A 21,383-nucleotide genomic window follows, 5' to 3' on the forward strand; every position below is an offset into this window, starting at 1 on the left:
CGACTGAGACGGCCCACCGCGGTGTATGGGCCGGGAGCACCCGGCGCTGTCGTACCTGCCCACTACGCTGAGTTCGATGGCTCTGCACCTGCACCGCGCCGAGCGGACGGATCAGCTCGCCGACGGCCTGGGCGCGATGCTGGCCCAACCGCTGGCGGACCCGTTTGCGACCGAGCTGGTATTGGTGCCCGCCAAGGGGGTCGAGCGGTGGCTCAGCCAACGGCTGTCCAATCGGTTGGGCATCTGCGCCGGAGTGCAGTTCCGCAACCCCCGCTCCTTGATCGCCGAATTGACCGGCACCTCGACCACCGACCCGTGGGCCGCCGATGCGATGGTCTGGCCACTGCTTGCCGTCATCGACGAAAGCCTCGACGAACCCTGGTGCGCCACGCTCGCCGCCCACCTGGGCCACCACGCGGCCGGGGAGGAACGCGAACTCCGGCAGGGTCGCCGCTACGCCGTCGCCAGACGCCTCGCCGGTCTCTACGCCTCCTACGCACGGCAACGGCCGGCGCTGCTCACCGGCTGGGACGGGCTACCCGAGGACCTGTCCTGGCAGAAGCCGTTGTGGGACAAGTTGGTCGCGCGGATCGCCGCCCCGGCACCGCACGTTCGGCAGGACGAGACAGTGGCCCGGCTCCGGGACTCCCGCACCGACCTGCCGGAGCGGATCTCACTGTTCGGGCACACCCGGCTGCCCGCGACCGAGATCGAACTGCTGGCCGCACTGTCCAGCCACCACGATCTGCACCTGTGGCTGCCGCACCCCAGCCAGCCGCTCTGGCAAGCGCTGCGCGGCACCAAGAGAACCATCCCGCGCCGCGACGACACCAGTCACCGCCACGTCGGGCATCCGCTGCTGGCCACCCTCGGCCGCGACCTGCGTGAACTCCAGCGTGCGTTGCCCGAGCCGGAAACCGACGAATACCTCTCCTCTGCAACATATCCCGATACTCTGCTGGGTTGGCTACAATCCGACATCGCCGCCGACGCGGTACGCCCGGCCGGCCGGACTCTCCGGAGAACCGACCGTTCGGTGCAACTACACGCCTGCCACGGCCCGGCCCGCCAGATCGATGTGCTACGCGAAGTACTGCTGGGCCTGCTCGCCGACGACCCGACGCTGGAGCCCCGCGACATCCTGGTGATGTGCCCGGACATCGAGAGTTACGCGCCCCTGATCACCGCCGGGTTCGGCCTCGGTGAGGTGGTGCGCAACGCCCACCCCGCCCATCGGCTGCGGGTGCGGCTCGCCGATCGCGCTCTGGTGCAGACGAATCCGCTGCTGAGCGTGGCGGCGCAACTGCTGGCGCTCGCGGGCGGCCGCGCCGGGGCCAGCGAGGTCCTCGACATCGCCTCGACCGCGGCGGTGCGGGCCCGCTTCTCCTTCACCGATGACGACCTGGACGCCATCACCGGCTGGGTGCGCGAGGCCAACATCCGCTGGGGCTTCGACCAGCAGCACCGAGCCCCCTACGGCGTCGAGTTCCTCCACAACACCTGGCGCTTCGGCATCGACCGCGTGCTTGCCGGGGTCGCCATGTCCGACGACTCCCGCGCCTGGTTGGGCACCACACTGCCGCTCGACGATGTCAGCAGCAACCGAGTGGAACTGGCAGGCCGATTCGCCGATTTCGTCGAAAAACTCACCGACACCGTCGGAGCCCTGAGCGGCACTCATCCCCTGGCCGACTGGTTGGCAGCGCTCACCGACGGCATCGACGCCCTGGCGTTCGACGACGAGGAATGGCCGGCCGCCCAGCTGCGGCGCGAGTTCGCCGACATCGCCGAGAACTCGGGTGGAGCAACATCGACAGCATTGCGGCTCAGCGATATTCGCGCCCTGCTGGATCGCCACCTGGCCGGCCGGCCGACGCGCGCCAACTTTCGAACCGGCACGTTGACGGTCTGCACCATGGTGCCCATGCGATCGGTGCCGCATCGGGTGGTGTGCCTGGTCGGCCTGGACGACGGCGCGTTCCCCAGGCTCGGCGCCGTCGACGGTGACGACGTGCTGGCCCGAAACCCGATGACCGGCGAGCGCGATATCCGTTCCGAGGACCGCCAGTTGCTGCTCGACGCGATCGGCTCGGCCACCCAGACCTTGGTGATCACCTACACCGGCGCCAACGAGTACACCGGGCAGCCGCGGCCACCCGCGGTGCCGATCGCCGAGCTGATCGACACTCTGGCAGCCACCGTCACCGGCCCGCTCGATCACCTGGTGACACGACATCCTCTGCAGCCCTTTGATATCCAAAATGTGCAACCGGACGCACTGGTCCCCGACACACCGTTCACCTTCGACCGGACCGTGCTCGACACGGCACGGGCCATGGCCGGCCAACGCGCCCCCCAACCCGTGTTCGTATCCGGGCCACTACCGGCGCCGCCGACCGAGGATGTATCGCTGGCCGACCTCGTCGCGTTCTTCAAGAACCCGGTCAAGGGTTTCTTCCGCGCGCTGGACTACACCCTGCCATGGGATGTCGACGGGGTGTCCGACGTGATGCCGGTCGAGATCGACGCGTTACAGGAGTGGACTGTCGGCGACCGTATGCTCGGCGACATCCTGCGCGGAATGACCCCGCAGGACGCCCAGCAAGCCGAATGGCGGCGCGGCACACTGCCACCGGGCAAGCTGGGCTGGCGACGCGCCATCGAACTGCGCGACCAGGCCGCACTGCTGGCGGCCGAGGCGCTGCGTTACCGCCGGACCGACGGCCGGGCATTCGACGTGGACATCGACCTCGGCGCGGGACGGCGGCTGACCGGGACGGTCAACAATGTGTTCGGCGACCACCTGGTCGGCGTCCCGACATACTCAAAACTCGGTGGTCAGCACCTGCTGGCATCGTGGATTCCGTTGCTGGCGTTGACCGCTCAGCGCGGACAGCGGTGGTCGGCGGTGTGCATCGGCCGTCCCCCGCGCGGCACCACCCCGCGGGTACAGCGCCTCGACGGTCCCAACGACGCCGTCAGCCTGCTCGGTGATCTGGTGGCGATGTACGACGAGGGCCGCCGCCGCCCGCTGCCGCTGCCGATCAAGACCTCCTACGCCTGGGCCGGTGCGGTCCAGGCCGGTGACGACCCGGCGCAGGCGGCCAACTACCGCTGGCGCAATGAGCGCGACGACCCGGCGGTCGAACGGGTCTGGGGCCGCGACCCCGATCTGAGTGATCTCACCGGACTCGACGAGTACGCCCGACGGCTTTGGCTTCCACTGCTGCACGCCGAAGGCGGATCAGCGTGAGCGAACAGGTACGTACCTTCGACCTCACCGGCCCGCTGCCCGCGCCGGCCTCCACCACGGTGCTGGAGGCCAGTGCGGGCACCGGCAAGACCTTCGCGCTGGCCGGTCTGGTGACCCGGATGGTCGCCGAAGACCGCGCGACACTCGACGAGATGCTGCTGATCACCTTCGGCCGGGCCGCCAGCCAGGAACTGCGCGAACGGGTACGGGGCCAGATCGTCGACGCGCTCGCCGCCTTCGCCGATCCCTCGGCCGCGACCACCGACCTGCTGCGCCACCTGATCGCCGAGGACCGCGAGGCGCGCCAACAGCGGCTACGTGACGCGCTGGCAGGGTTCGACGGCGCCACCATCGCGACGACACACCAGTTCTGCCACATCGTGCTGAAATCGCTCGGCGTGGCCGGTGACAGCGACAGCGGCGTCACCCTGGTGGAAAGCCTCGACGAGTTGGTGGCCGAGATCGTCGACGACCTGTACCTGGCCCGATTCGGCAATGAGTCCGACGCACCCCGGCTGAGCTACCGCGACGCCCGCAAACTGGCGACCCAGGTGGTGCGCAACCCGGCGACTCAGCTCCGCCCGACCGATGCCGACCCGGACTCCCTCACCGCCGAATGCCTGAGCTTCGCACGGGATGTGCTGGAGGAGTTGGAGATCCGTAAGCGCCGCCGCGGCGTGCTGGGCTATGACGATCTGCTGACCCGGCTCGCCGATGCGCTGGCCGACCCCGATTCGGCGGCCCGGATCCGGATGCCGCAACGCTGGCCGGTGGTGATGGTCGACGAGTTCCAGGACACCGACCCGGTGCAGTGGCAGGTCATCGAGCGGGCGTTCGCCGGGCAGTCGACGCTGATCCTGATCGGCGATCCCAAACAGGCCATCTACGCCTTCCGCGGCGGCGATATCGACACCTACCTGCGGGCCGCCGAGACCGCAGGGGACAAGCAGACCCTCGGCATCAACTGGCGCAGCGACTCCGCCCTGGTGCAGCGGCTGCAGGTGGTGCTGGGTGGCGCGCAGCTCGGCGGGCCGGGAATCGTCGTGCACGACGTCACCGCGCATCATCAGGGTCACCGGCTGGCCGGCGCACCCCGCAATGATCCGTTCCGGTTGCGGGTGGTGACCCGCGGCGGCAAGGGCACCCGCACCATCGGCATCGATCGCCTGCGCGAGCACATCGGCCGCGACCTGGCCGCCGACATCGGTGCACTGCTCTCCGGCGGCGCCACCTTCGCCGGCCGCCCGTTGGAGGCCCGCGATATCGCCGTCATCGTGGAAACCCACAAGGACGCCCGGGCCTGCGACAGCGCACTCGCCGCGGCCGGTATCCCCGCGGTGTACACCGGGGACTCCAACGTGTTCGCCTCCACGGCCGCACAGGATTGGCTGTGTCTGCTGGAGGCGTTCGATCAGCCGCACCGCTCCGGCCTGGTCCGGGCCGCGGCATCGACGGTGTTCTTTCGACAGGACGCGGAAAGCCTTGCCGCCGGCGGTGACTCACTGACCGACCGGATCGCCGAGGAGCTGCGCAGCTGGGCCGGGCACGCCAGGGAACGCGGGGTGGCCGCGGTGCTGGAGTCCGCGCAGCTGGCCGGGATGGGCAAGGAGGTGCTGTCCTGGCAGGGAGGTGAACGTCTGATGACCGACCTGGCGCACGTCACACAGCTGCTGCAGGACACCGCGCACCGTCAGGGTTTCGGGCTGCCGGCGTTACGGGATTGGCTGCGCACCCAGACGACCGAGGAGACCGGGTCGGCGGAACGCAACCGGCGCCTGGACAGCGACGCCGCCGCGGTGCAGATCATGACGGTGTGGGTGTCCAAGGGGCTGCAGTATCCGATCGTGTACCTTCCGTTCGCCTTCAACCGGTATTCGCCGGACCCGAATCCGGTGCTCTACCACGACGACGGGGCCCGCTGCCTGTATGTGGGCGACCCGGATCCGGTGGTGCTGCGCACCGGTAAGGCGGAGGCGGCCGCCAACGACAGCCGGCTGACCTATGTGGCGATGACGCGCGCCTGTTCTCAGGTGGTGGCGTGGTGGGCGCCGTCGTGGGACGAACCCAACGGCGGGCTGTCCCGTCTGCTGCGGGGCCGCTCCCCCGGTGAGGCCGAGGTGCCGGCCGTATGCAGCCCGGCCAAAGTCTCCGATCTGGATGCGCTGGCCCGGCTGCGCGCATGGGAGGAGGCGGGCGGCCCGGTGCTGGAGGAATCATTAATCGAGCCGGTCGCCCCGGCACCGGCGGCACCCGCGCCCACCGCGTTGGCGGTGCGGCACTTCCACCGCGCCATCGACACGACCTGGCGCCGCACCTCCTATTCGGGTCTGCTGCGGGCGGCCGAGCAGGAGTCCTCAGTGTCCAGCGAGCCGGAGTCCACCGATCTCGACGATGAGGTGGCCGATATTCCTCTGGTGGCACCGGCAACCGGAGCGGACGTGCCCTCGCCGATGGCCGACCTGCCCTCCGGTGCGGCGTTCGGGTCACTGGTGCACGCGGTGTTGGAGACCGCCGATCCGTTCGCCGACGACCTGGCCGCCGAGCTGGCCGAGCAGGTGCGCCGCCACTCCGCGCGCTGGCCGGTGACGGTGACCCCCGAGGAGCTGGCGGCCGCGCTGGTTCCGATGCACGACACCGAGCTGGGCCCGCTGGCCCCCGGGGTCACCCTTCGTCAGATCGGGCTGGCAGACCGGTTGCGGGAGTTGGATTTCGAGTTTCCGATGGCCGGCGGCGACACCGCGGCCGCAGCGTTCGCGCGGCTGTCCGATGTGGGTGCGCTGCTGACCGAACACCTGAGCGCCGACGATCCGCTGGCCTCCTACGCGGACCGGCTGTCGGCCGGTGCGCTGGGCCGGCAACCGTTGCGGGGATACCTGTCCGGCTCGGTGGACGCGGTGCTGCGGATACGGGACGGTTCCGTCACGAAATATGTTGTCGTGGACTACAAGACCAACTGGCTGGGTATCGCCGATGCGCCGCTGACCGCCGCCGATTACGGCCGCGAACGCATGGTCGAGGCCATGCTGCACTCGGATTATCCACTGCAGGCGCTGCTCTACAGCGTCGTGCTGCACCGCTACCTGTCGTGGCGGCTGCCCGGCTACGACCCGCAGCACCACCTCGGCGGCGTGATGTATCTGTTCGTGCGCGGCATGTGCGGTGCGCTCACTCCGGTGCAGGACGGCCACCCCGCCGGGGTGTTCAGCTGGAACCCACCCCCCGCACTCACCATCGCGCTGTCGGGGCTGCTCGATGCCTGACCTCGACTTCGAGCCCGCCGATATCCAGGTGGCACAACGGTTGACGGCGCTCGCCGGGGAAACCTCGGAAGACGTGGCGTTGGCCGTGCGACTGGTGGTGCGGGCGCTGCGCGGCGGATCGGTCTGCGTGGATCTGCGGGCGACCGCGCCGGAGGTGGGATTGCAGGCCGACGAGTGGCTGGCCGCGTTGGCGGCGAGCCCACTCGCCCAGACACCGCCGGTGCTGCGGCTGCTCGGCGATCTGCTCTACCTGGACCGGTATTGGCGGGAGGAGCAGCAGGTGTGTGCCGACGCGCTGGCCTTGGTGGGCACCGTCCCGCCCGGGCAGGCCCCGGATGTGCTGCGATTGTTCGACGACGATTACGCCGAGCAGCGGGCCGCAGCCAATATGGCGCTGTCCCAAGGGCTCACCGTGCTGACCGGCGGGCCCGGCACCGGGAAGACGACGACCGTGGCGCGGCTGCTGGCCCTGCTGGCCGAGCAGGCGGCACTGGCGGGCCGGCCGTCCCCGCGGATCGCGCTGGCCGCGCCCACCGGGAAGGCGGCCGCCCGGTTGCAGGAGGCCGTACAGGCCGCCGTCGACGCACTCGACGCCCCGGACCGGTCACGACTGACCGGCCTGCGGGCCACCACGCTGCACCGACTGCTCGGATCGCGCCCGGACACCTCGTCGCGGTTCCGGCATCACCGCGGCAACCGGTTGCCCCACGATGTGATCGTCGTCGACGAGACGTCGATGGTCTCGTTGACCATGATGGCCCGACTGTTGGAAGCGGTGCGCCCGGATACCCGGCTGCTGCTGGTCGGCGATCCGGATCAGTTGGCATCGGTGGAAGCCGGTGCGGTGCTGGCGGATCTGGTGCAGGGACTCGGCGCATCACGGGTGGCCTCGCTGACGACCTCGCATCGGTTCGGCGCCGATATCGGCGAGCTGGCCGCGGCGGTGCGCGATGGCGATGCCGATGCCGCGCTGGCGGTGCTGGCGGCCGGCGGCGAGCACATCGAGTGGCTGCCCTCGGCCCAGTCGCTGCGCGATGTGCTGCTGCCGCATGCACTTCGGTTGTGGGAGGCGTGCACGCTGGGTGATGCCGGCACCGCGTTGCGGACACTGGCCGAACACCGGCTGCTCTGCGCGCACCGGCGGGAGGTGGCGCACTGGAATCGGCAGGTGGAGCGGTGGCTGACCGAGGCGACCGGCGAACCACTGTGGTCGACGTGGTATGCCGGACGCCCAGTCCTGGTGACCGCCAACGACTATGGGCTCAAGTTGTACAACGGTGACACCGGGGTGACGGTGGCATCTCCCGGCGGTTTACGGGTGGCACTCGGCACCACGAGCTTGACGCCGGGCCGGCTGGCTGAGGTGGACACCATGCATGCGATGACGATCCACAAGTCCCAAGGCAGCCAGACCGCCGAGGTGACGGTGGTGCTGCCACCGGAGGATTCCCGGCTGCTGACCAGGGAGTTGTTCTACACCGCGGTGACGCGGGCACAGCACCGCGTACGGGTGGTGGGGTCGGAGGCCGAGGTGCGCGCAGCGATCGACCGGCAGGCCGTGCGCGCCACCGGGCTCGGCCTGCGGTTGCAGAACTAGACCGTCTTGGCGGCGAACGCCGCGCTAGAGATGATGCCGATCGCCAGCGCGATCGTGCCGTAGCCCAGGATCGCGGCGGCCACGACGGCGGCGATGGAGCCGGCGCCCAGCAAGACCATCACTATGCCCAGAAGTACACCGCTCATGATCGCGCCCTTTCGTATGACTGCGGTCACAATGTAGCGCATTCCGTGCGCTGAATCACACTCAACTCGGCGACAATTTGGCCGCGATCACTTACGCGCGTTTGCGCAGCGCACAGGGTAGTTTGACGACGACCCGAGGGGATATTTTGTTAGCTTGGCACACTACCGATCGCTAGCTGGTGCAGTTAGGTGAGCTATCGATTCCGCGGTGCCCCGTGCGGGCGGCGACGACACGAGGATCGGGCTAGGGAGGCGGCGAGGCGCGGAAAGTTCAGGTCTTCTCCCCCGCGTCGGCGCGACCCAGAAGTCGGCCGAGCAGCCCGGTCAGTTCCTCGGCGTACGCGAGGTGCTTGCGCAGTTTCTCTGCGCTTTCCCGAACCTTGCTCTCGCACTCCTGCAGTTGCTGTGCCGCGGCCGCGCGCTGCTGTGCGGACGCCCCACCGTTGAGAGTGTCGAGTGAGTCCAACAGGTCTTTCATATCGGCGAGGGCGAAGCCCAACGGCTTCATCCGCCGGATCAGAAGCAGGCGCTCGATATCGGCCTCGGTGTAGAGCCGGAACCCTCCGGTAGATCGCGCCGACGGCGTCACCAGACCGACCTCGTCGTAGTGGCGCACCGTGGCAATGGACAACTCGGTGCGGGCGGCGACCTGACCGATCTGCAGATGCGCGTCGTCGCTCAATGCCCCGCACCCAGCGATCCGGACAGCCGGTCATGGCGGTCGGCGGAATCGGAGTTCAATCCCACGATGTCGACGCGCTTACCCCTGGCGTGGTACTTCGTCGTCACCGCGTCGAGTGCGGCGACGGTGGAAGCGTCCCAGATATGTGAGGCCGACATGTCGATCACGACATGCGCCGGGTCATCGGTGTAATTGAACTGGTACACAAGGTCGTTGCTGGAGGCGAAGAACAACTCACCGGTCACGCGGTACACGACGGTATCGGCGGTGCCGTCATGGTCGTCATCGGTTTCCTCGATTTTTTCGACGGTGACGAGGTGTGCCACCCGGCGCGCAAAGAGCACCATCGCGGTCAACGATCCGACGATGACGCCGTAGGCCAGGTTGTGCGTGGCAACGGTGACGACGACAGTGGCCAGCATGACCAGGGTTTCGCTACGGGGCGTGCGGCGCAAGGTTTTCGGCGCAATGCTGTGCCAGTCCATGGTGCCCACCGAGACCATGATCATCACCGCCACCAGCGCGGCCATCGGGATGAGTGCGACGATATCGCCCAGTCCGACCACCAGGACCAGCAAGAACAACCCGGCCAGGAACGTCGATATCCGGGTACGCGCCGACACCTTGACGTTGATCATGGTCTGGCCGATCATCGCGCAGCCGCCCATCCCGCCGAAGAATCCGGTGACGAGGTTGGCAACACCCTGACCCCAGCCTTCGCGGGTCTTGTTGCTGTGCGTATCGGTGATGTCGTCGACCAGTTTCGCCGTCATCAACGATTCGAGCAGGCCGACCAAAGCCATGGCCAGTGCGTAGGGCGCGATGATCGACAGGGTCTCCCACGTGAACGGAACGTCGGGAACGAACAGGGTCGGCAGGCTCGAGGGCAGCTCGCCCTCATCACCGACGTCGGGAATCTGTACGTGGAACACGATGGCCGCCGCGGTGAGCACCACGATGGCGACCAGGGGTGCGGGAATGGCGGTGGTCAACTTCGGCAGGAACACCATGATCAGCAGGCCGATGGCGACGAACGGGTAGACCAGCGCCGGTACGCCGAGCAGGTGCGGCAGCTGTGAGGCGAAGATCAGGATGGCCAGGGCGTTGACGAAGCCCACCATGACGCTGCGCGGGATGAACCGCATCAGCCGAGCCACCCCGAGCACGCTGAGCAGGATCTGGAACACACCCGCGAGCAGGACCGCCGCGACGAAGTAGTCGACCCCGTATTGACGGGCCAGCGGTGCGATGACCAGGGCGATCGCACCGGTGGCCGCCGAGATCATGGCGGGCCGGCCACCGACGATCGCGATGGTGACCGCCATCGTGAAGGAGGCGAACAGGCCGACCCGCGGGTCGACACCGGCGATGATGGAGAACGAGATGGCCTCGGGGATCAGGGCCAGTGCCACCACCAGGCCGGCCAGCACTTCGGTCTTGAGCCGCCTCGGCGACCGCAGCGCCGCCAGCACCGACGTGCTCGGATCACCCGCCTCCCGCACTGTAGGGGCTGGCGAACTCGGTTGTGAAGACACGGTTTTCCGTTCGAAGTCTCGGCACCACAGTGCCAGGCGATCTTGGGGCCGGCTGTCGCGTCGATGCGATACCTTCCGCGAAGGAGCCCATAGGCGTGGGGCGCGGCCGGAAAGAAACCCTACTCTCACCCTAGGTTAGAGTGCGAATCTCGTGTGCCACCTCACGTCAGAGCGTCGGCGACACAGCGAAACCCGATGTGGGTGGTCGAACTGTCCTGCGATTGCGGGGACCTGGCCGCCGGCCGGTAACGGTGGCAATACTCGGGTGCGCACAGATGCGAGCCGCCCTTGAGCACCTGGTTGACCGAGGGGTCGCCGCCGGGGGGCGGGCAGCACCCGGACACCTCCGGATGTGCGGTGTGGCGCGGGGCGTAGCGAGTGGACGTCCACTCCCACACGTTGCCGATCATGTCGAGCAGTCCGAAGCCATTGGGCGCAAAGGTGCCGACCGGTGAGGTGCCGACACAACCGAGGGCGCCGTCGTTGCGGTACGGAAACGCGCCCTGCCAGGTGTTGGCCATCAGCGCGCCGCCGGGACGGACGTCCTCGCCCCACGCGTAGGCCGTTGTCGCACCCGCGCGGGCGGCGTACTCCCACTGCTCCTCGGTCGGCAATCGTCGCCCGGCCCATGCCGCGTAGGCGGTGGCGTCGGGATAGGCGACCTGCACCACGGGGTGATCGGGCCGGTCCTCGAACGTCGAACCCGGCCCCGACGGGTGCCGCCACGTCGCGCCGGGCACCCAGGTCCACCACTGCCGCCAGTCCCGCAGGTTCACCGGTCCGGCGGTGGGCTGGAAGACCAGCGAACCCGGTATCAGCTCGTCGGCGGGGACCCCGGGGAACGCCGCCGGATCGAGTTGTTGCTCGGCGACGGTGACATGGTCGGTGGCGGCCACGAACTCGGCGAACTGGGCATTGGTGACCGGGTGCCGCTCGATCGCAAAGGGTGCCACGGTGACGTCGTGGACCGGCGCTTCCTCCGGGTAGAAATCACGCGATCCCATCCGGAAGGTGCCGCCGGGCAGAGCGACGAGGTCGGTGAGCATGCGGACAGACTATGCAGCGACGCACATCGCGGCGGTCAACCGGGATCCATCGCCGCCAGCAGCTCGGCCACCGGCACGGTCGCGATGCCGATCTGCGCATCGCCGATCCCGTATGGGAGGACGAGGACGCCTGCGTGCAGCAAACCGCCGCAGGAGTAGACGACGTTGGGCACGTAGCCGTCCTGTTCCTCGCGGGTGGGCGCCAACAGCGGCCGACGCAACCGTCCGATGATCCGGGTGGGGTCATCCAGGTCGAGCAGGATCGCCCCGATCCGGTACGTCCGCATCGGCCCTACCCCGTGTGTGAGCACCAGCCAGCCCGCCTCGGTTTCCAGCGGCGGTCCGCAATTGCCCAACTGCAGGGCCTCCCAGGCCTGGTGCGGGCGCTGGCACGGCGAGGTGGTCGTCCACACCGAAAGGTCATCGGTGTAGGCGACGGTGTTCGATTCCCGATCCGAGCGCGACAGTGCCGCATAGCGCCCGTCGACCCGGCGGGGGAATAGCGCCAGCCCCTTGTTGGCAGCCGCATCGCCCACCAGCGGCACGGAGGTGAAGGACCGAAAATCGCTGGTGGTCAACATCTGCTGACTGATGTGCGAACCGTTGTAGGCCGTATAGGTGGCGTGGTAGATCACCGATCCGTCGTCGTCGACGAACCGCACCAGCCGTGCATCCTCCATGCCGACGGCCTCGGCAGACATCGCCGGCCACAGCACCCGCTCGGAGAGCTCGGTGTCGGTGGCGAATTCGACGGTGTACGAACGGTCTGCGATCCCCCGGAACAGTTCGATGGTCTCGGGAACATGCACCCACGTCGCGCGGTGCCGGTACAGCCGTTCGAGTCGCTCATCGAGATCCCCCCGGGTGAAGCGGGCACCGAGCCCGGCGAGCACATAGTCCGTCGCCTCGCCCGCGTGCACACCGGACAGCTCGTGGCGGAACACCGAACCGTTCAGCAGTGCCGACGCCACCGAGCCCTCGGTGGCGAACGGTACCGGCTCATCGATGACCGCACTGCCCGCAGCGTCAACGGTTCCGGTGCGAAAACCGATGGATGACCGGTGGCCCTCGCCGATTCCGCGGACGCTCATCACAATTCGCAGGCTGCCCGGCTCGGTACCCGACTGATCGGGGTGGGCCACCATGCTCGGATTGCACAGCGCCGCCCCCTCGATTGCCACCTCGTTGGTGAATGTCGCCCCGAGCAGCAGCATGCGGTCCGCGGACAACGCGATACCGGGGTCCAGCCGGTCGGTGAGTTCACGTGCATGACTGCCGAACGTCACCACCAGATCGCGGTGGCGATCGGCAAAACGCGTCATCACATCGTCCACCGATGCCCGCACGTCATCCTCGTCAAGCGCCAGGATTCGGGCCAGCACCGCGCCGGCGCGAGACTCGACGGCCTCGAAGCCCTCTTGCCCCGGCACGAACAACCGGGCGATGACGCGAGACCGGTCGGCCGCCAGGCGCTGCCGACTCCGAGTGACCACCGCGTCCCGGGCGGCCGTCATTGCGGCACGCCGACGAACCGGCGAGCCTGCTGGAATGTGGACAGCAGGGCCAGCGTCGATTCCGCGCCCTGGTTGAGATTCACCCCATCTGGGTGCAGACCGTCGAATCCGCCGCCGGTCGCGGTGTCCCACATCACCGCACCGGCATCGTTGTCGCCCTGGAACCAGGCCGCTGCGGCGCGCACGGTGTCGGGCCACAGTGCGGCGGCGTCCACCATCGCGGCCCGGGCGCACGCGTCGGCCAGCGAGGACACCTCGATGGGTTGTTGGTCGAATCCCGGCCGCGGCTCGCCGGCCGCCCAGCCGCCGACCGGGGTCGGCGACAGGTGACCGTCGTTGGTCTCCTGTTCGATGAGCCATGCCAACAGCTCCAGCCCACGCTGGGATAGCGCCGCATCGTCGCGCGCACCGCCGGCGGCGATCATCGCCTCCGCAAGCACCGCGTTGGCGTAGCTGAGCCGCGGCTCCGGCCATGGCCATGCGCTGTGGCCGGTCGGAGCGGCCAGACCGGCCGCGTAATCGCCGATCAGCTTGCGGGCGGCGACGTTTCCGGGTTCGACGGCGAGCAGTTCGGCCGCGCCGATGGCGGCAAAGGCCATGGCCCGCGGCCAGGCTGAACGGCCGTGCGCGGCACGCTCGAACTGCACCACCGAAAGCCGACGGATGAGTCCGTTGTCACTATGCGCCGCGGCGGCACCCAGACCCCACAGGCACCTGCCCCAGCAGTCGTCGAACGCATACCCATCGGTCCAGCGCCCGGTGTGGTCCATTCGGTTGCGGCAACCGCCGAGATAGGCCTGCGCCTCGTCGAGGAACCGCACGGCGACCTTGGCCAGGCCGCGAACAGCATCACCGGCCTCGGGCTCACGGGTGGTGACCACCAGCACCCTGGCCATATCGTCGGTGCAATAGCCGTGCTCCCTGCGGGGCTGCGCGCCGCAGGCATGTTCAAAGGTGCCGTGGTGGTCGGACAGTGCCAGCAGGTGTTCGAAGCCGGGTTCTAGAACGCCCATGTCCGTTCCACCGGCCTAGCGATGATCCTTTGTGCCACAGCCTGATAAGACTTGGCGACCAGGGACCACGCCATCGTGGGGGCAAGCCTGCGCGCTTCGGCCGCCATGCCACCGGCCAGCCGGGGGTCCGACAGCACGGATCGCAGCGCCGCGGTCATCGCGTCGGGATCATCGTGAGCGACGATCAGTCCTGCGCCGCTGCCGAGCAGCTCCACCGCGTGCGGGAAAGCCGTCGCGACCACCGGGCGTCCGCTGGCGATCGCGTCCACCAGCACCCCGGAGGTGACCTGTTCGGTGGAGTCGTACGGCAGCACCACCAGGGCCGAGGTCTGCGCCAGCGCCGACAACGATGCGGTGCTGCGGTAGGCGCCGTCGAAGGACACCGAGCCCGCCACCCCAAGTCGCTGCGCCTGTTCGGCACGTGCCTCGCGGTAGGCCTCACCCTCGTGTGCCAGCACCTTCGGATGGGTACGGCCGGCGATGAGGTAACGGGGGCTGCCCCGCAACGTCTGCAGCGACGGCATCGCATCGATGACCCGCTCGATGCCTTTGCCGGGCCCCAGCAACCCCCAGGTCAACAGGGTTGGCCGACCCGCCCGCTTGCCGGCGGCGACGGTCGGGGTTGTCGATCCGTGCGGAATTGTGGAGATCTTGCCGCGCTCGACATCGAATACGGCACGCAGCACCGTGGCGGCCGACTCGGACATCACCACCACGGAATCGGCCAATCGCATCACCGACTCGAGCACCGACCGCTGATGCGCAGTCGGCCGCCTGGGAACGGTATGCAGTACGACGATCGACGGAATGGTCAGTCCGGCGAGGACGTCCACAACCTCTTGGCCGTCGGCTCCGCCGTAGATGCCGAACTCGTGCTGGATGACGGCCACATCGCTGCCGTTGAGCAATCCGGCGCAGGCGGCCACCGAGGCCTTGGAGCCGTTGACGAGTTCGCCGACGACGCGATTGCTGGGACCCGGCAGCCCGTCAGCCACCCGCACCACGTTGACCGTGGAGCCGTTGGCGGACAGAGTATCTGCCAGCGCCGCGGAGAAATTCGCCAGTCCGCATGGGGTGGGCGGGTAGGTGCTGAGCAGGCCGACGGACGGAGTGCGGCTACGGGGACGCTCCAGTACCGAGGTGCCCGAGAAGTGGAAGGTGGGTGTGCCGACAATAGTGGTCAAGGGTGATCCAAACAGACGGATAACGCCTGAGTGTCCGGCGCGAGCAGTCGCTCGACGAATTCAACGGCGGACGGCTGACTCATCCCGGACCGGCTGGGTTCCCAACTTCTCCCACGCTACACCTCGTGACCTGGATTCGACGGATCAGCTGCGGCGGGCAGGAGCGCAGCGACCGGGGGATCAACTGCGGCGGGCGCGTGCCCGGCGCACGGCCTCGTCGACGATGCGCTCGGCCACGGTGGCGAGTTTGCGATGTTCGGCCTGACTCATCGTGCGCAACTGGTCGAACGACTCACTGGTGCTGCGTCCGGTGCGCGATCGGATGATGCCGATCGCCTGGTCGATGACGGGCCTGGTCAGTAACGCCGTCTGCAGCTGATCGGTCAGCGTCAACGCGTCGGCGAGAATGCGCGCGTTGTGCACGGCGACCGCGGCAGGCTTTGCGAAAACCTCCCCGACCCGCGCGGCGTCCTCATCGAAACTGTCCTTGGCGCGGGCGTAGACGGTCATCGCACCGACCACCCGGCCCGAGACCATCAGCGGCAGCGCCAGTGCACTGTGCACGCCCAGTCGACCCGACCGCGGCCCGAACCGCGGCCAGGATTGTTCACCGCCCAATGATCCCGACCACACGGTGTGTGCGGTCTCCGCCGCGGTGACCCCCGGCCCCTCGTGCAGCATCCGGTATTGGATGTCGTCGACCTCGGAGACGAACGGCACGCTGGCTGCCGACGCGGTCACCGTCCGGTCCTCCGGCTCGCCGTGCATCAGCGCCACCCCGGCGCCGTCGGCGCCCGGTATCGCACGCACCGCCGACGCGGCCACCTCGGCGAGCACCTGTGGCAGACCGAGGCTGTCGGCCACCAGCCCAGCGAGCCGAGTCAGCCCGGCCTGCAGGTCGGCGGCGGTCGTGGCATTGTCGGTCATCTGCTGGTGACGCGTTTCGGTTGGCCCGCAGCATGTTCGGGCTGGAGGCGACTAATGGGAGCGACCGTCCAGGATATCGGTGGTGTCCGCACCGTCCACCACCGATCGGGCGATATCAGCCAGCCGCTGACGGGTGCTACGGGCATAACGGCGCAGCGCCGTGAACGCCGCATCCATGTCCAACATCCCCCGCTCAGCCAGCACCCCCTTGGCCTGTTCGATCACGGTCCTGGTGTTCAGCGCGGCCTGCAGCTGCTGGTTCACCAGCTCGGAACGGGTCATGATGCGTTGGTGCAGAATGCCGACCGTCGCCACGTCGGCGAGCGCTTGCCCCACCGCGACATCGGCGGGCGGCAACGGACCGACCTCGTGGCGAAACAGATTCAAAACCCCGATCCGTTCCTTGCGCAACCGCATGGGCAGTGCCGACATCGACCGGAATCCGTACTGTCCAGCGCGCTCGGCGAAGACCGGCCAACGTAGGGTCTCCACGCCCAGGTCGTCGACGAAGCCCGCCCTCCCCGACTGGTAGACCTCCAGGCAGGGCCCCGCGCCGGTTTCCAGTTCCCACAGCTCCAGCAGCCAGCTCTGCTCGTCGCTGGACGCGAACGCATGCAGGACACCGTCGGCGTCACCAAGCACGATGCCGGCGGCGGTCACTGGTAGCAGCGTCATACAGCTGTCGATGAGTTCATGGGCGAGCTCGACCGCGTCGTAGTCGGCGACGAGTGTGTCCGCTAAACCGACGAATGCGTTCGCGAGGCGTTCGTAGCGATCCATCGCACTTCCTTCCGCTCCCGATCTTCCCACGACGCCGCGGTGAGTCCCGTCCGAATCTCAATCGACGCCTCCACCGCGAAGGCCACCTCGGGATCAGCCGGTCATCTGAAGGCGGATGCGCGCAGCCGCGCAGCCGCATCGCGGACAGGCACGTCGAACTGATCGTCACCGCGTTGACGGCAGTGCGAAACCGTCGCCGGTTACCGCCGAACGGCCGCCCAGCCGCCGTCGGGCAATGCCAGCCGGAAGTTGGTGCGCACCGTCTGCAGGTACTGCCGCGGCAGTGAGCCGGTGGTGTAGGCGATGTTGTACTTCTCGCATAGTTCGCGTACCCGCACGCTGATCTGTGCGTAGCGGTTGCTCGGCAGGTCGGGAAACAGATGGTGCTCGATCTGATAGCACAGATTCCCGCTCGAAATCGCCAGCAGTGGACCGGCTTTGAAGTTCGCTGCACCGAGCATCTGGCGCAGATACCATTCGGCCCTGGTCTCGTTCTTGATCGACTCCGGGGTGAATTGTTGGACGCCGTCGGGGAAATGCCCGCAGAAGATCACCACATACGCCCACAGGTTGCGTAGCAGGTTCGCCACGGTATTGGCGGCCAATGTCCGGCGCCACCGGCGCAGGCTGAGCATGGGCCAGAGGACGTAGTCCTTGAGAACCTGGCGGCCCATCTTGGCCAGCATGGTCGCCGACACCGCCCGCTTGGCTTCCTCGGTGTCGGCCCGCTCCATGTCTGAGTGATACCCGTGCCGTGCGATACCCCATTCGAAGATGACGGCCAGCAAGAGGTTGCGCAGCGGCTGAAACAGGTGTTCGGGTTTCCATGGTTGATCACGGGTCACCCGGAGCACGCCGAAACCGAGGTCGTCGTCGACACCAAGCACGTTGCTGAAGACGTGATGGCGGTAGTTGTGCGAGTAGCGCCACTGCGACGAGGCACCCGCCATATCCCATTCCCAGGTGGTCGAGTGGATCTCCGGATCGTTCATCCAGTCCCACTGACCATGGCCGATATTGTGCCCGAGCTCCATGTTCTCAACGGATTTCGCGTAGGCCAGGGATGCGGTGCCGACCAGCCACGCCGCCTTCGAGCGACTCCCGACGATGAGCAGCCGCGCCGCCACATCGAGTGTCCGTTGGGCGATGATCACCCGGCGGATATAGGAGGCGTCACGCGCGCCCAACGATTCTTCGACATCACTGCGAATGAGATCCAACTCGGCGCCGAACGCCTCGATATCGGCTCGACTCAAGTTCGCGTAGGCCGCGGTATTACCTATTGCCACTGAAAATTCCCGGTCATCTGTCCATGGCGGCAGGGTCCGGGCCACCTCGATTGTCTTGGCTCCAGCCTAGGCGTACGCGTCGTTGCGCGCCACAGCGCGGTCCTATGGGCAAGACTGGCACCATGACGGACATCGCCGCCACCCGGGTCGCGGTCTATCTCGACTTCGACAATATTGTCATATCGCGATACGACCAGGTCAACGGGCGCAATTCATTTCAACGCGACAAGGCCAAAGGCTTGGAGTCCGCCCGGCTGGAGCGCGCCACCGTCGACGTGGGCGCGGTACTGGACTTCGCGTCCTCGTTCGGCACGCTGGTGCTCACCCGCGCCTACGCGGACTGGTCCGCCGACGTCAACGCCGGCTACCGCCAGCAACTGGTGGGACGGGCAGTGGACCTGGTGCAACTGTTCCCCGCCGCCGCCTACGGCAAGAACGGCGCCGATATCCGGCTGGCCGTCGACACCGTGGAGGACATGTTCCGGCTGCCCGATCTGACTCACGTGGTGATCGTGGCCGGTGATTCCGATTACATTCCGCTGGCCCAGCGGTGCAAGCGTCTCGGCCGTTACGTGGTGGGCATCGGGGTGGCCGGTTCCTCGAGCCGTGCGCTGGCCGCGGCGTGCGACGACTTCGTCATCTACGACGCGCTGCCGGGGGTGCCGGTGTTCGAGCCCGAACCCGCCGCCGAGCCGAAGAAGGCCACCCGCCGCTCCACCAAGAAGACCGACCCGACCGACGCGGAAACCGAGCCCGAATCGGAACCGGATCCGCAGCCGGCGGCGACCGCGTTGCTCATCCGTGCACTGCGGATCGGCCTGGAGAAGGATGACGTCGAGTGGTTGCACAACTCGGCGGTGAAGGCTCAGATGAAGCGGATGGATCCGTCGTTCAGCGAAAGATCGCTAGGTTTCAAGTCTTTCAGTGATTTCCTGCGTTCTCGTTCCGACGTGGTAGAGCTCGACGAGAGTTCGACGACGCGGCTGGTGCGGCTACGCAGCGCGGAGTGAGACCGGTTGGATCGAAACGCCCGCTGAGTCCCACCGGGACACGGCGCTCTCGAGATCGCGGTGCCGCCGCGCTGTTTCTTCCGCATCACCCAGACGAAATTCGCCGAATCGCAATGGAGTTCGCGGACTGCACCTTCCGGTGAACGCCGCGACCCGCTGATGTGAACGTGTATGGTCGGGGCACAGGGACCACAACAGGCCCCCCATTCGAAGGGGCCACCGATGGCCGACAAGTCGCCACGCCAGAGCATGACGAAGAAATCCGGCAAGTCGCTCAAGGAGAAACGCGCCGCCAAACGCGCCGATTCATCCACGCATACCACCGAGGACGTGCTGCACCCCAAGAAGCGCTGACCCGAAGGGCCGCTAGCGCGACGCCCCGTTGAGCTTCGGCGCCGTGATCATCCCGCGTTCCACACCCCACATGGTCGCAATGGTCTTGTACTCGCCGGTCTCGATGAGGTGCTCCAACGCGCGCAGCAGCGGGCCCGAGAGCTTCGAGCCCTTGGCGACCGGCCAGCCGTAGGGCGCCGAATCGAACACCTGACCCGCCGGCACCAGCGCACCGCCGCTGAGCTTGATGGCGAAACCGGTCACCGGTGAGTCCGCCGACATGGCATCGATCTCCCCGGCGATCAACGCGGCGGTGACATTGTCCTGCTGGCTGAACACCACCTTCTCGATCGGCGCCAGCCCGGCCGCCACGCACGCATCACTCTTGGCGGGGATCTCCACCGTCTCCTGAATAACGCTGTGCGCCACCCCGACCCGCAGTCCGCACGCCGCCGACGGGTCGATCGCCGAGCCGCGTTGCTGCGCCCACAGCGTGCCCGCCTCGAAGTAGGTGACGAAATCGACCAGCTTCTGGCGATCCAACGTGTCGGTGAACGAGGACATCCCGACGTCCAGCGTGCCGTCCTGCACCGCGGGGATGATGGCGTCGAACTCGCTCTCGCGGTACTCGGTGGCCAGCCCCATCGTTCGGGCGACCGCGTCCATCAGATCCACGTCGAACCCGACGATCTCACCCTCGGAGTTGGTGAATTCGTTGGGGGCATAGGGCACGTTGACCCCGATGACGAGCTTGCCGTCCGCGCGGACCTCCGCAGGCACACTCGCCGCGATCGCCGGCACCGCGCCCTCCGGGAAATCCTCCGTCGAGCGCGCGTCCCACCACTTCCAGGCGCCGACCGCGCCGGCGCCGACGAGCACCAACACCCCGGCCATCACCAGCGCCCGCCGCGGTAAACGGCGCCCACCGCCGGACCGCGCCGCGGTGTGCCGGCCCGACCCGGTGACCCGCACCGGCGCGGACAACGCGCGTCGGGCGGCCGCGGCCAGCTCGGCGCCGGTCTGGTAGCGCTTCTCCGGTTTCTTGGCCATGCCCTTGGCGATGACCTCGTCGAAGGCGGCCAGCCGCGGATTGGACTCCGACGGCTTGGGCGCGGGCGACACCATATGCCCGGCGATCTGCTGCTCCAGGCTGTCCGCCGGGTAGGGCCGCGCGCCGGTCAGACATTCATAGAGCACGCACGTCAACGCGTAGGTGTCGGCGCGGGCGTCGGCGAACCCGCCGTCGAAACGTTCCGGGGCCATATAGGCCAACGTGCCCAGCGTGCTGCCCGCCGTGGTCATCCCCGACTCACCGGCGGTGCGGGCCAGCCCGAAGTCGATCAGGTAGGCGAAGTTGGCCTTGGTGAGCAGGATGTTGGAGGGTTTGACGTCGCGGTGGATCAGCCCCAGCTGATGGGCGGCGTCCAGCGCCGAGGCCACCTGCTCGACGATCTGCACTGCGAAGTCCGGCTCGAGGGGCTTCTCGGTTTCGGCGAGCAGCGCGCCGAGCGTGCGGCCCTCGATGAGTCGCATATCCAGATACAGCCGGCCGTCGATCTCGCCATACCCGTGGATCGGCACCACATGCGGGTCGTTGACGCCGGCGGCGGCCTGCGATTCGCGGCGGAACCGCTGCTGGAACACGGCGTCCTGAGCCAGCTGCGGCGGCAACACCTTGACGGCGACGACGCGGTCGGTCTTGGTGTCGTAGGCCCGGTAAACCTCGCCCATACCGCCCCGGCCGATCAGCTCCTGGAGCTGATAGTGCCCGAAAGGTGTCGCGTCCACCGGTTTTCCTCTCGGCGCGGGCCCCC

Annotated in this window: 16 protein-coding genes; 5 read left to right on the forward strand and 11 right to left on the reverse strand. The window is 68.0% G+C overall.

The features are described 5' to 3' along the window. The first annotated feature begins 76 nt into the window (after nucleotides 1–76). The 3 genes from recC to recD are packed head-to-tail and all read left to right on the forward strand — an operon-like array spanning nucleotide 77 to nucleotide 8,110. Nucleotides 77–3,253 (forward strand): exodeoxyribonuclease V subunit gamma, encoded by a 3,177-nt coding sequence (gene recC, locus A7U43_RS25815; RefSeq protein ID WP_068003790.1) that lies wholly within the window; start codon nucleotides 77–79, stop codon nucleotides 3,251–3,253. Then, a complete protein-coding gene (gene recB / locus A7U43_RS25820) occupies nucleotides 3,250–6,513 on the forward strand; it encodes an exodeoxyribonuclease V subunit beta (RefSeq protein ID WP_068000701.1) in 3,264 nt (1,087 codons plus the stop codon). The genes recC and recB overlap by 4 nt, the downstream gene beginning before the upstream one ends. Further along, entirely contained in the window at nucleotides 6,506–8,110 is a 1,605-nt protein-coding gene (recD, locus tag A7U43_RS25825) for an exodeoxyribonuclease V subunit alpha (protein WP_068000704.1), read from the forward strand. Before recB ends, recD begins: the two co-directional genes overlap by 8 nt. Here recD and A7U43_RS30140 read toward each other — a convergent pair. The 10 genes from A7U43_RS30140 to A7U43_RS25875 all read right to left on the reverse strand — a co-directional run bounded on the left by A7U43_RS30140 (nucleotide 8,107) and on the right by A7U43_RS25875 (nucleotide 18,226). After that, nucleotides 8,107–8,256: a hypothetical protein gene (locus A7U43_RS30140; RefSeq protein ID WP_168141810.1), complete on the reverse strand. Its 150-nt coding sequence runs from the start codon at nucleotides 8,254–8,256 to the stop codon at nucleotides 8,107–8,109. The genes recD and A7U43_RS30140 overlap by 4 nt on opposite strands. A 271-nt stretch (nucleotides 8,257–8,527) precedes the next feature. After that, a complete protein-coding gene (locus A7U43_RS25835) occupies nucleotides 8,528–8,938 on the reverse strand; it encodes a MerR family transcriptional regulator (RefSeq protein ID WP_068000710.1) in 411 nt (136 codons plus the stop codon). Continuing rightward, complete coding sequence (locus A7U43_RS25840; protein ID WP_068000713.1) at nucleotides 8,935–10,473, reverse strand: SulP family inorganic anion transporter; 1,539 nt, start codon at nucleotides 10,471–10,473, stop codon at nucleotides 8,935–8,937. The genes A7U43_RS25835 and A7U43_RS25840 overlap by 4 nt, the downstream gene beginning before the upstream one ends. A gap of 161 nt (nucleotides 10,474–10,634) precedes the next feature. Beyond that, the gene (locus tag A7U43_RS25845; RefSeq protein WP_068000716.1) at nucleotides 10,635–11,519 is read right to left on the reverse strand and encodes a formylglycine-generating enzyme family protein; all 885 of its coding nucleotides are present in this window, start codon (nucleotides 11,517–11,519) and stop codon (nucleotides 10,635–10,637) included. Between the two features lie 35 nt (nucleotides 11,520–11,554). Next, nucleotides 11,555–13,033, reverse strand: coding sequence for a glycoside hydrolase family 130 protein (locus tag A7U43_RS25850; protein ID WP_068000719.1), 1,479 nt, complete (start codon nucleotides 13,031–13,033; stop codon nucleotides 11,555–11,557). Continuing rightward, nucleotides 13,030–14,046 carry a glycosyltransferase gene (locus A7U43_RS25855; RefSeq protein WP_068000722.1) on the reverse strand — a complete coding sequence of 339 codons (1,017 nt, stop codon included), beginning with the start codon at nucleotides 14,044–14,046 and terminating at the stop codon, nucleotides 13,030–13,032. The genes A7U43_RS25850 and A7U43_RS25855 overlap by 4 nt, the downstream gene beginning before the upstream one ends. Then, nucleotides 14,034–15,221, reverse strand: a complete 1,188-nt coding sequence (locus A7U43_RS25860; RefSeq protein WP_068003793.1) for a glycosyltransferase — start codon at nucleotides 15,219–15,221, stop codon at nucleotides 14,034–14,036. The genes A7U43_RS25855 and A7U43_RS25860 overlap by 13 nt, the downstream gene beginning before the upstream one ends. A gap of 189 nt (nucleotides 15,222–15,410) precedes the next feature. Next, the gene (locus A7U43_RS25865; protein WP_068000725.1) at nucleotides 15,411–16,157 is read right to left on the reverse strand and encodes a GAF and ANTAR domain-containing protein; all 747 of its coding nucleotides are present in this window, start codon (nucleotides 16,155–16,157) and stop codon (nucleotides 15,411–15,413) included. A 51-nt stretch (nucleotides 16,158–16,208) separates the two neighbouring features. Next, complete coding sequence (locus A7U43_RS25870; RefSeq protein WP_068000728.1) at nucleotides 16,209–16,937, reverse strand: GAF and ANTAR domain-containing protein; 729 nt, start codon at nucleotides 16,935–16,937, stop codon at nucleotides 16,209–16,211. Between the two features lie 200 nt (nucleotides 16,938–17,137). Beyond that, complete coding sequence (locus A7U43_RS25875) at nucleotides 17,138–18,226, reverse strand: fatty acid desaturase family protein (RefSeq protein WP_068000730.1); 1,089 nt, start codon at nucleotides 18,224–18,226, stop codon at nucleotides 17,138–17,140. Between the two features lie 122 nt (nucleotides 18,227–18,348). Here A7U43_RS25875 and A7U43_RS25880 point away from each other — a divergent pair, with 122 nt between their 5' ends. Then, the gene (locus A7U43_RS25880; RefSeq protein WP_068003796.1) at nucleotides 18,349–19,236 is read left to right on the forward strand and encodes an NYN domain-containing protein; all 888 of its coding nucleotides are present in this window, start codon (nucleotides 18,349–18,351) and stop codon (nucleotides 19,234–19,236) included. Between the two features lie 222 nt (nucleotides 19,237–19,458). Beyond that, complete coding sequence (locus tag A7U43_RS30565; protein WP_257747762.1) at nucleotides 19,459–19,590, forward strand: hypothetical protein; 132 nt, start codon at nucleotides 19,459–19,461, stop codon at nucleotides 19,588–19,590. Nucleotides 19,591–19,602: 12 nt separating this feature from the next. On the opposite strand, the gene stpK7 is transcribed toward A7U43_RS30565, so the two are convergent. Next, nucleotides 19,603–21,357, reverse strand: a complete 1,755-nt coding sequence (gene stpK7 / locus A7U43_RS25885) for a serine/threonine protein kinase StpK7 (RefSeq protein ID WP_068000733.1) — start codon at nucleotides 21,355–21,357, stop codon at nucleotides 19,603–19,605. Between the last annotated feature and the right edge of the window lie 26 nt (nucleotides 21,358–21,383).

The sequence above is a fragment of the Mycobacterium adipatum genome, from assembly GCF_001644575.1.
Classification (GTDB): domain Bacteria; phylum Actinomycetota; class Actinomycetes; order Mycobacteriales; family Mycobacteriaceae; genus Mycobacterium; species Mycobacterium adipatum.